The 7,607-nt window shown below is 42.4% G+C and carries 8 protein-coding genes and 1 other RNA gene; 3 read left to right on the plus strand and 6 right to left on the minus strand.

Annotated features, from left to right (window positions below; translation table 11 throughout):
• Positions 1 to 7: 7 nt before the first annotated feature.
• Entirely contained in the window at positions 8 to 1,153 is a 1,146-nt protein-coding gene (locus IJE10_08465) for a bifunctional folylpolyglutamate synthase/dihydrofolate synthase (protein MBQ2968134.1), read from the plus strand.
• Positions 1,154 to 1,429: 276 nt separating this feature from the next.
• On the opposite strand, the gene IJE10_08470 is transcribed toward IJE10_08465, so the two are convergent.
• The 6 genes from IJE10_08470 to ffs form a co-directional block, all read right to left on the minus strand.
• Positions 1,430 to 1,696 carry a hypothetical protein gene (locus IJE10_08470; protein ID MBQ2968135.1) on the minus strand — a complete coding sequence of 89 codons (267 nt, stop codon included), beginning with the start codon at positions 1,694 to 1,696 and terminating at the stop codon, positions 1,430 to 1,432.
• A gap of 3 nt (positions 1,697 to 1,699) precedes the next feature.
• Complete coding sequence (locus tag IJE10_08475; GenBank protein MBQ2968136.1) at positions 1,700 to 2,590, minus strand: sugar phosphate isomerase/epimerase; 891 nt, start codon at positions 2,588 to 2,590, stop codon at positions 1,700 to 1,702.
• A gap of 1 nt (position 2,591) precedes the next feature.
• Positions 2,592 to 2,969 (minus strand): hypothetical protein, encoded by a 378-nt coding sequence (locus tag IJE10_08480; protein MBQ2968137.1) that lies wholly within the window; start codon positions 2,967 to 2,969, stop codon positions 2,592 to 2,594.
• A gap of 53 nt (positions 2,970 to 3,022) precedes the next feature.
• Complete coding sequence (locus IJE10_08485; GenBank protein ID MBQ2968138.1) at positions 3,023 to 3,370, minus strand: YbaB/EbfC family nucleoid-associated protein; 348 nt, start codon at positions 3,368 to 3,370, stop codon at positions 3,023 to 3,025.
• A 19-nt stretch (positions 3,371 to 3,389) separates the two neighbouring features.
• Positions 3,390 to 5,066 carry a DNA polymerase III subunit gamma/tau gene (gene dnaX / locus IJE10_08490; GenBank protein MBQ2968139.1) on the minus strand — a complete coding sequence of 559 codons (1,677 nt, stop codon included), beginning with the start codon at positions 5,064 to 5,066 and terminating at the stop codon, positions 3,390 to 3,392.
• Positions 5,067 to 5,103: 37 nt separating this feature from the next.
• Positions 5,104 to 5,367, minus strand: an RNA gene (gene ffs, locus IJE10_08495) — signal recognition particle sRNA large type.
• A 300-nt stretch (positions 5,368 to 5,667) separates the two neighbouring features.
• Between ffs and IJE10_08500 the strand changes: the two genes are divergently transcribed.
• Both IJE10_08500 and IJE10_08505 read left to right on the plus strand, forming a co-directional pair.
• Positions 5,668 to 6,981 (plus strand): phenylacetate--CoA ligase, encoded by a 1,314-nt coding sequence (locus IJE10_08500; GenBank protein ID MBQ2968140.1) that lies wholly within the window; start codon positions 5,668 to 5,670, stop codon positions 6,979 to 6,981.
• 18 nt (positions 6,982 to 6,999) lie between these two features.
• Entirely contained in the window at positions 7,000 to 7,437 is a 438-nt protein-coding gene (locus IJE10_08505) for a hypothetical protein (GenBank protein MBQ2968141.1), read from the plus strand.
• Positions 7,438 to 7,607: the final 170 nt, after the last annotated feature.

The raw sequence follows: 7,607 nt of genomic DNA on the forward strand, positions 1-7,607 counted from the left end.
GACTTTTATGGACATAAAAACATTCGCAAACAGCTTTCAGACCAAATCCGTGTTGGAACTGCAACCAATTGCAGACCTTTTGGAAAAGGTAGGAAATCCACAAAAGGATTTAAAATATATCCATGTAACCGGTACCAACGGAAAAGGCTCGGTGTGCGCTTTTTTACAAAGTGCACTCACTCATGCAGGCCTAAAATGCGGTAAATATACATCTCCGTTTGTGGTTTGTCAGGAGGAAAGAATCTCTGTTGACGGAAAATTTATTCCTGCCGAAGCCTTTGATGCACTTTTAAAGCAATTAGAACCATACGCCGAAGGCAAATCCCCATTTGAACTCTGGACTGCAGCTTCATTTTTATATTTTAAGCAGGAGAAATGCGATATAGTTGTTTTAGAATGCGGCATGGGTGGTAAGGGCGATGCCACTAACATCATCCCTGCACCCGAATGCGCAATTCTGACCCGTATCGGGCTTGACCATACTGAGTATCTGGGAAATACAATAGGAGAAATCACCTTAAATAAATGCGGAATTATTAAGCCCGGCACAAAGCATGTTGTAACCATCAAGCAGGAAACAACCAATTTGATAAAAAAACATGCCTGTGGCATGTTTCATGTGGCGGAGCCGGTGGATTCCCCCCTTTCTTTAAAGGGAAAACACCAGAAAGAAAATGCCGGCATTGCATATACCGCTTTAAAAGCTTTAGGTGTCGCCGAAGAACATATTTTATACGGTCTTTCACACGCAAAACATCCTGCACGTTTTGAGGTTTTTGAAGGAAATCCACTCGTGATTTATGATGGTGCACATAATCCCAACGGTGCAAAAGCACTTGTTGAAAATCTGCCCGATGAACCGCTCACTCTCATTTGTGCATTTATGGCAGACAAAGATATTCAAGGCGTAATTGACGAACTGAAAAAAGGAAATCTTCAAAGCCGATGCACTGTTCGCTGTACAACCGTTTCGGATAATCCCAGAGCGATGCAACCAGAAAACCTTGCAGAACTATTTAATCTAAACGGATTTAAAGCAAGTCCCTATCCAACCATCAGGGAGGCGCTTTTGAACTTAGAAACCACCACCTGCGTGTTTGGTTCATTATATTTATATAAAGAATTTTTAGATGCATACAAAAAAGGAGCCTGACGGCTCCTTTCAGACTGTCGAAAAAGTCGTTCTACCGCAAGCAAAGAACTATTTGTTATTCTGAGCGAAGCGAAGATTCTCCGGTTTGAACAGATGTTGAATGGAGCGGAATCCATCGAAGATTCCGCTCCATTGCTTGCTTTTTGTCAATTTGAACTCTACCGTACCTCTGTACGCCGACGAATTCAAATTGTCAAAATATAACTTCCTTTTTCTTAAGTCTACAGCGTGTCGATAGGTTTATCGACACGCTGAAAGGAGCCTGACGGCTCCTTTTTACATTTCATCTATAATTTCCGCGATTTCATCACGAAGATCTTCTAACTCTTCGTGAAGCGCTTCCCATTTGTCAAAAGCTTCGCCTTTGCGTTTGGGCTCTTTTTCATTTAAAGCATGAATTTTATCTATGATGCGTCCTTTATACTCTACAAGTTCTTCTTTTGTCATGGATGCAAAATCCGGCAACATTTCCTCTGTTCCTTTTTCAGTTTCTACCAGTAAAAAGACGCCGTCCGCATCCCAACCAATTAACTTTTCAGCCATATTTTATCCCTCGATTCTTGAAATTAAATAGCGACCAACTTCCACCATATATTTCAGTGCAGGGAGCAGAAGTTCTTCGGGCAAGGGGTGCATAAAATTAGATGCTTCGTATGTAAAGTCGCCCGTGTAGCCAATTTCTTTTAAAGCTTTGCATACAGATTCCCATTTACCGGCACCACCGTAATAAGGCAAGGTGTGTGTATCGCTTAATCCGGTTACATCGTGTACGTGAAGGGCTTTCAAACGGTCTTTTCCGAGCGCACGGATAAAATCGGCTGGATCTTCGCGGCAAAGCAAAGCGTGACCAATATCAAAACAGTATTTAAAGTTTTCGTCCTGCATTGAATCCACATACCGAATGGTTTCTTCAGGTGTAGAGCAAGTAGAATGTTCAATGTAATATACACCTGCCGCATTTCTGCCCTGCCACATATTTTCAGTACAAATGGTAACGCCGTGATCTTTTGCATAAGGAAGCAAGCGACCATAAAATTCCATATTCATTTGAAACAACTGTTCCGGAATACCTTCATCTCGGTAGGTTAAATGCTGTACCGGGTGCACAACCATGTTGGAAATCCCCAAAATTTCAGCACTTTCAAAAGAACGAACGATATTCCAGAAGATTTCTTCTGTTCTTGCAGGATCCATAACGCTGGACGGGAAAGGTGCATGTGCCTGATTAAACACAAGACCGCTGTCCTCCGCTCTTTTTCTTAAGTTTATAAACCACTCTTTGCCTTTTTCGGTTACCGAATCCGCATCCGAATATTTCGAACTCGAATGAAAAGCAAAATCCAAAGCATCAAAGCCTGCCTTTGCACAAATATCGACACCATACTCTGCCGAATAATTCTTTTCAGAAAAAAATCCTATTGTGTTGGAAAGTTTCATATCAATACACCTCGTATTCCGATGCACCGGCATCTATAATTAACTGTTCATCTTTTTCATCAATATTCAAAACGTGCACTTCTTCACCATACTTTTCGCTGTACAGTAAGCTTCCGTTCATTTCAAAACCTACAGAGAAAAAGTCAGTTATACCTCCGCTTGTATTTTCTGCACAGAAAGCTTTTAAGAATGCGCCTGTCACTTTGCCGTGATAAATGGTTTCAGGCTCTTCTCTTTCGAAGCTATCTGACCACTTTTTGGCAAATTCTTCATTTTCCCCCTCCCAGCAACGGATTTCAAAAGGATCTCCGCCATGGACAAAACTCCGAATCAGCTTTTGCCACATATCTCTTGTGGTGTTTTTTATTGTTATGTTCATAAAGAAAACTCTCCTTTTATCAAAAAAGCGCGCAAAAAGCACGCCTTTTATTCTTAAAACAAGCCGGGCAAATTCATACCACCGGTGATTTTGCTCATCTGTTGAGCAGAAACATCTTCAGCCTTTTTCAAAGCTTCCTGAACCGCAGAAAGCACCAGATCTTCCAGCATTTCCACATCATCTGGATCTACGCACTCGGGATCAATTTTAATTGCAGTAATTTCTTTTTTTGCAGTTGCCGTAACGGTTACCATACCACCGCCCGCAGATGCTTCAACGGTTGTTTCTTCCAGTTCTTCCTGCATTTTGAGCATGTCCTGCTGCATCTTCTGTGCCTGCTTAATCATCTGATTCATGTTGGCACCACCCATGCCACCCATAGGGAATCTGTTCTTTGCCATATTTATCTCTCCTTATTTTTTAATCTTCAAATTTAATAAAATCACCGAATTCCTTTTCCAGATCGGATATTCCTTGCGCAGGGGTCACCTGCTGTGCTAAAGCTGCATTTTCGTTGGTATAACAGCAATGTATATTCGGTCGAAGTCCCACAACCTCCCAGATCGCATCTTGCAGAGCTTCTTTGTTATTTTTACGTTCCATCATGTCGTGATTAATTTTGTTTTCAGGTCTGAAAATTAACAACAATGTATTGTCGTTTTCCGCAACCGGTCTGCAAAGACCTAAATGTGCACTGATTGCCCCTTTTTTGGCATAAAGAAGCTGATCGGCTACCCGATTCCAGTTCTGAATTGCTTCTTGCAAAGTGCCGTGGTTTTCATCCATAACCGGTCTTGCCGGCGGTTCTTCGTAAGGAGCAGGTTCGGTCAAAGGCTCCGGCTCCGAAACAGGAATCGGTATGTCGGGTTCAGCAGGTGTTGGATTTTCTTCGACCGGAACAGGCGGGAAATCCGACACCTGCTTTGGTTTTTCCTCCACACGCATAATCGGTGTAAACATCGGCGGCTGTGGATTTGGCATTACCGGCATTTGCGATTGCGGTACTTTTTGACCGTGTGCACAAATTGCCGCAAGACCAATTTCTAATAGCATTTTGGGATTTGGTGTTTCCTTCTGGCTTTTATAAATATTGGTTAAGCTTTTTAATATCGTAATAATCTGAGGCAATGCAAACTTTTTACTTTCTGCCGAGAAAGCACTTGCCCGTTCTTCATTCATTTGCAATATTTCTTTCGGGTCTTGTACAAGAGATGCTACCATCAGACATCTGAAATGCTCCATCAGATAAACTGTAAGTAAAAGCGGATCTCTGCCCTCTGTAATTGTGCTTTCACAAACCGAAATCACGGTTGCCGCATCCTTTGTTGCAATCGCAGACGACATTTTAAACAAATCGGTATCATCCACAGTCCCTAAAACCTTTGCAACCGCCTGCGCTGTAAGCTTTTCGGTGGAAAAGGAAAGACACTTTTCCAAAATAGAAAGCCCGTCACGCATGGACCCGTCTGCCGCATAGGCTACAGCGGAAATTGCATCCTGCTCATATTCTGCGCCCGATTCTTTTAAAACATATTCCAATCTGTCCCCAATAGTTTTGCCCGAAATCCGTTTAAAATCAAAGCGCTGACAACGGGAAAGAATGGTTTGGGGAACTTTATGGTATTCTGTGGTTGCCAAAATAAACATTGCATATTCCGGCGGCTCCTCCAAGGTTTTTAGCAACGCATTAAAAGCACCGCCCGAGAGCATATGCACTTCGTCAATAATATATACTTTTTTACGGAGAGACATGGGCGGATAGGTAATTTCTTCCCGAATCTGGCGCACGTTATCAACACTTGTGTTGGATGCCGCGTCGATTTCAACCACGTCAATAGCAGTATTTTCTTTCATACTGCGACAAGCTTCGCACGCATTGCAAGGCTCACCGTCAGTTAAATTTTCACAGTTTACCGCACGGGCAAGCAAACGTGCCGTAGTCGTTTTACCGGTACCGCGAGTACCGCAAAACAGATAGGCATGCGCGCACTTATTATGGATAAGCTGATTTTTAAGAGCAGTTACAATTGCTTCTTGTCCGTATAAATCCGAAAATGTTTCGGGTCGGAATTTTCTGTAAAGCGCCTGATGATCCACAAAATTCTCTCCTTTCATTAATTTAATATTAAAAAAGCTATACAGCCTTATGTCGAAACCAATATATACGCGTTACGCACCTTCGAACTCAAACCAGGCACCCTTGCGGCACATCGAAGCATTTGCTTATTGCTGCTCGGTTCCCCGCCTGACAAGGTTCACAACGAACGATTGCGCAAGACCCGGTTCTCAACATTCTCCGTTACGCACGGACCGCACATACTGACCCCTCGATAAGGCATTCACCCTTGCTACAGCGGATTGCAAGTACAGGGCACCGCTACCTCCCCGGTTAGTATAGCTATATTAGTATACCACACTTTTTTATTTTTTGCAACATTATTTTTTTATTATTTTTTTCTTGACAAAAACACTTTAACGTGTTACAATAGTAAAAACAATAAAAGAAGGAGACCGAAAAATGCTTTTAAAATCTTTCGCATTTAACAGCTTTTTTAAACTCTTTGTGTTTCGATTTACAAAGGGTTTATTGTTGTGCCGCGAATGATTTCTGCAAGTTTATTTTTTGATTGACTTTTACGCTGCACGATATATATTTCGTTGCAGCGTTTTTTTATTGTAAAAGAGAGGATGGTTCAAAATGGACAAAAAACACATTATTTACAATCCGGAAATGGAATGTATCGACAGAGAAGCTCTTCGTAAACTGCAAAGCGAGCGTTTAATTGAAACTGTAAAGCGCGTTTACGAAAACGTACCTATGTACAGAGAGCGCATGGACAAAAAAGGTGTAAAGCCTGAAGACATCAAAAGTGTTGATGATTTAAAGCTTCTTCCTTTCACCGAAAAAACAGATTTGCGTGATGAATTTCCTTTTGGCTTGTTTGCCGCTCCAAAATCCGATATTGTACGCATTCAGGGTTCATCCGGCACAACCGGCAAGCCCATCGTATCCGGCTACACACAGGGTGACGTAGATGTCTGGACAGAAATGATGGCAAGAACATTAACTGCTGCTGGCTGCACAAAAGACGACATTGTTCAGGTTTGCTACGGTTACGGTTTGTTTACCGGCGGTCTCGGCGCGCATCAGGGTGCTTCCAAAATCGGGGCAATGGTTATCCCGATGTCCAGCGGTAATACCCAGAGACAGATTATGATGATGAAAGAGCTTGGTGCAACCATGCTCTGCTGTACCCCGTCTTATGCTACATATTTAGGCGAAACCATTAAAGAAATGGGCATTAAGCCGGAAGAATTGAAATTAAAAGCCGGTTGCTTCGGTGCAGAGCCATGGACTGAAGAAATGCGTGTTCGTATAGAAGAACTTTTAGGTATTGATGCGTGTGACATTTACGGTCTCACCGAAATTGCAGGCCCCGGTGTTTCGTTTGAATGTCTGGAAAAACACGGTATGCATGTAAACGAAGACCATGTTATTCCCGAAATCATTGACCCTGTTACCGAACAGCCTCTCCCCTACGGTCAAACCGGCGAGCTGGTATTTACCACCATCACAAAAGAAGGTATGCCAATGATTCGTTACAGAACCCGTGACCTTTGCACTTTAACCGATGAAAAATGTGCATGTGGCAGAACATTAGTTCGTATGAGCCGTCTGTCGGGCAGAACCGATGACATGATTGTTATCCGTGGCGTTAACGTATTCCCGAGCCAGGTTGAATCTGTTCTCGTTAAGATGAATGGTGTTGCCCCATTCTATGTACTGGTTGTTGACCGTGTAAACTCTGCAGATACCTTAGAGGTTAAGGTTGAGCTTACCGAAGAAATGTTCTCGGATACCGTTGCGCACATTGAAGAATTGCGCAACAAAATTGGCGAAGAAATCAAGTCTGTGGTTGGTGTTCAGGCAAAAATCAGCCTTGTACCGCCCAAATCCATTCCGCGTTCTGAAGGTAAAGCAAAACGCGTTATTGATAACAGAAAACTGTAATTTAAGGAGGATTTTGGTATGTTTGTACGTCAAATTTCTATTTATCTTGAAAATATTCATGGTTCTTTAGTGGAACTGACCGCATTGCTCGGTCAGAACAATGTAGACTTAAAAGCTTTGTCTATCGCAGATACCGCAAGCTTTGGCATTGTACGTTGTATTGTAAGCGAACCCGAAATTGAAAAGACCCTTTCGATGCTTCGGGAAAACGGATATATTGCAAAAGCAAACAATGTTATCTGCGTTTGTGTACCCGATAAGCCGTCCGGCCTTTCCAACATTTTAATGCTCCTGAGCGATGCAGGCATTTCAATCGAATATATTTATTCGTTCTATAAAAATACCGGCGATAACGCGGTACTGATTATTCGTCCCAGCGAAAAAAGAAAAAGTGTACAGATTTTCGAAGAAAATGGCATCAAGCTTCTTTCACAAAACGAAATCGACAGCATTTAATCTAAGAGGACTTTGCTTTACGCAAAGTCCTCAGACTGTCGAAAAAGTCGTTCTACCGCAAGCAAAGAACTATTTGTTATTCTGAGCGAAGCGAAGAATCTCCGGTTTGAACAGATGTTGAATGGAGCGGAATCCATCGAGGATTCCGCTCCATTGCTTGCTTTTTGTCA

It is taken from the genome of Clostridia bacterium, from assembly GCA_017410375.1.
Taxonomy (GTDB): Bacteria; Bacillota; Clostridia; order RGIG6154; family RGIG6154; genus RGIG6154.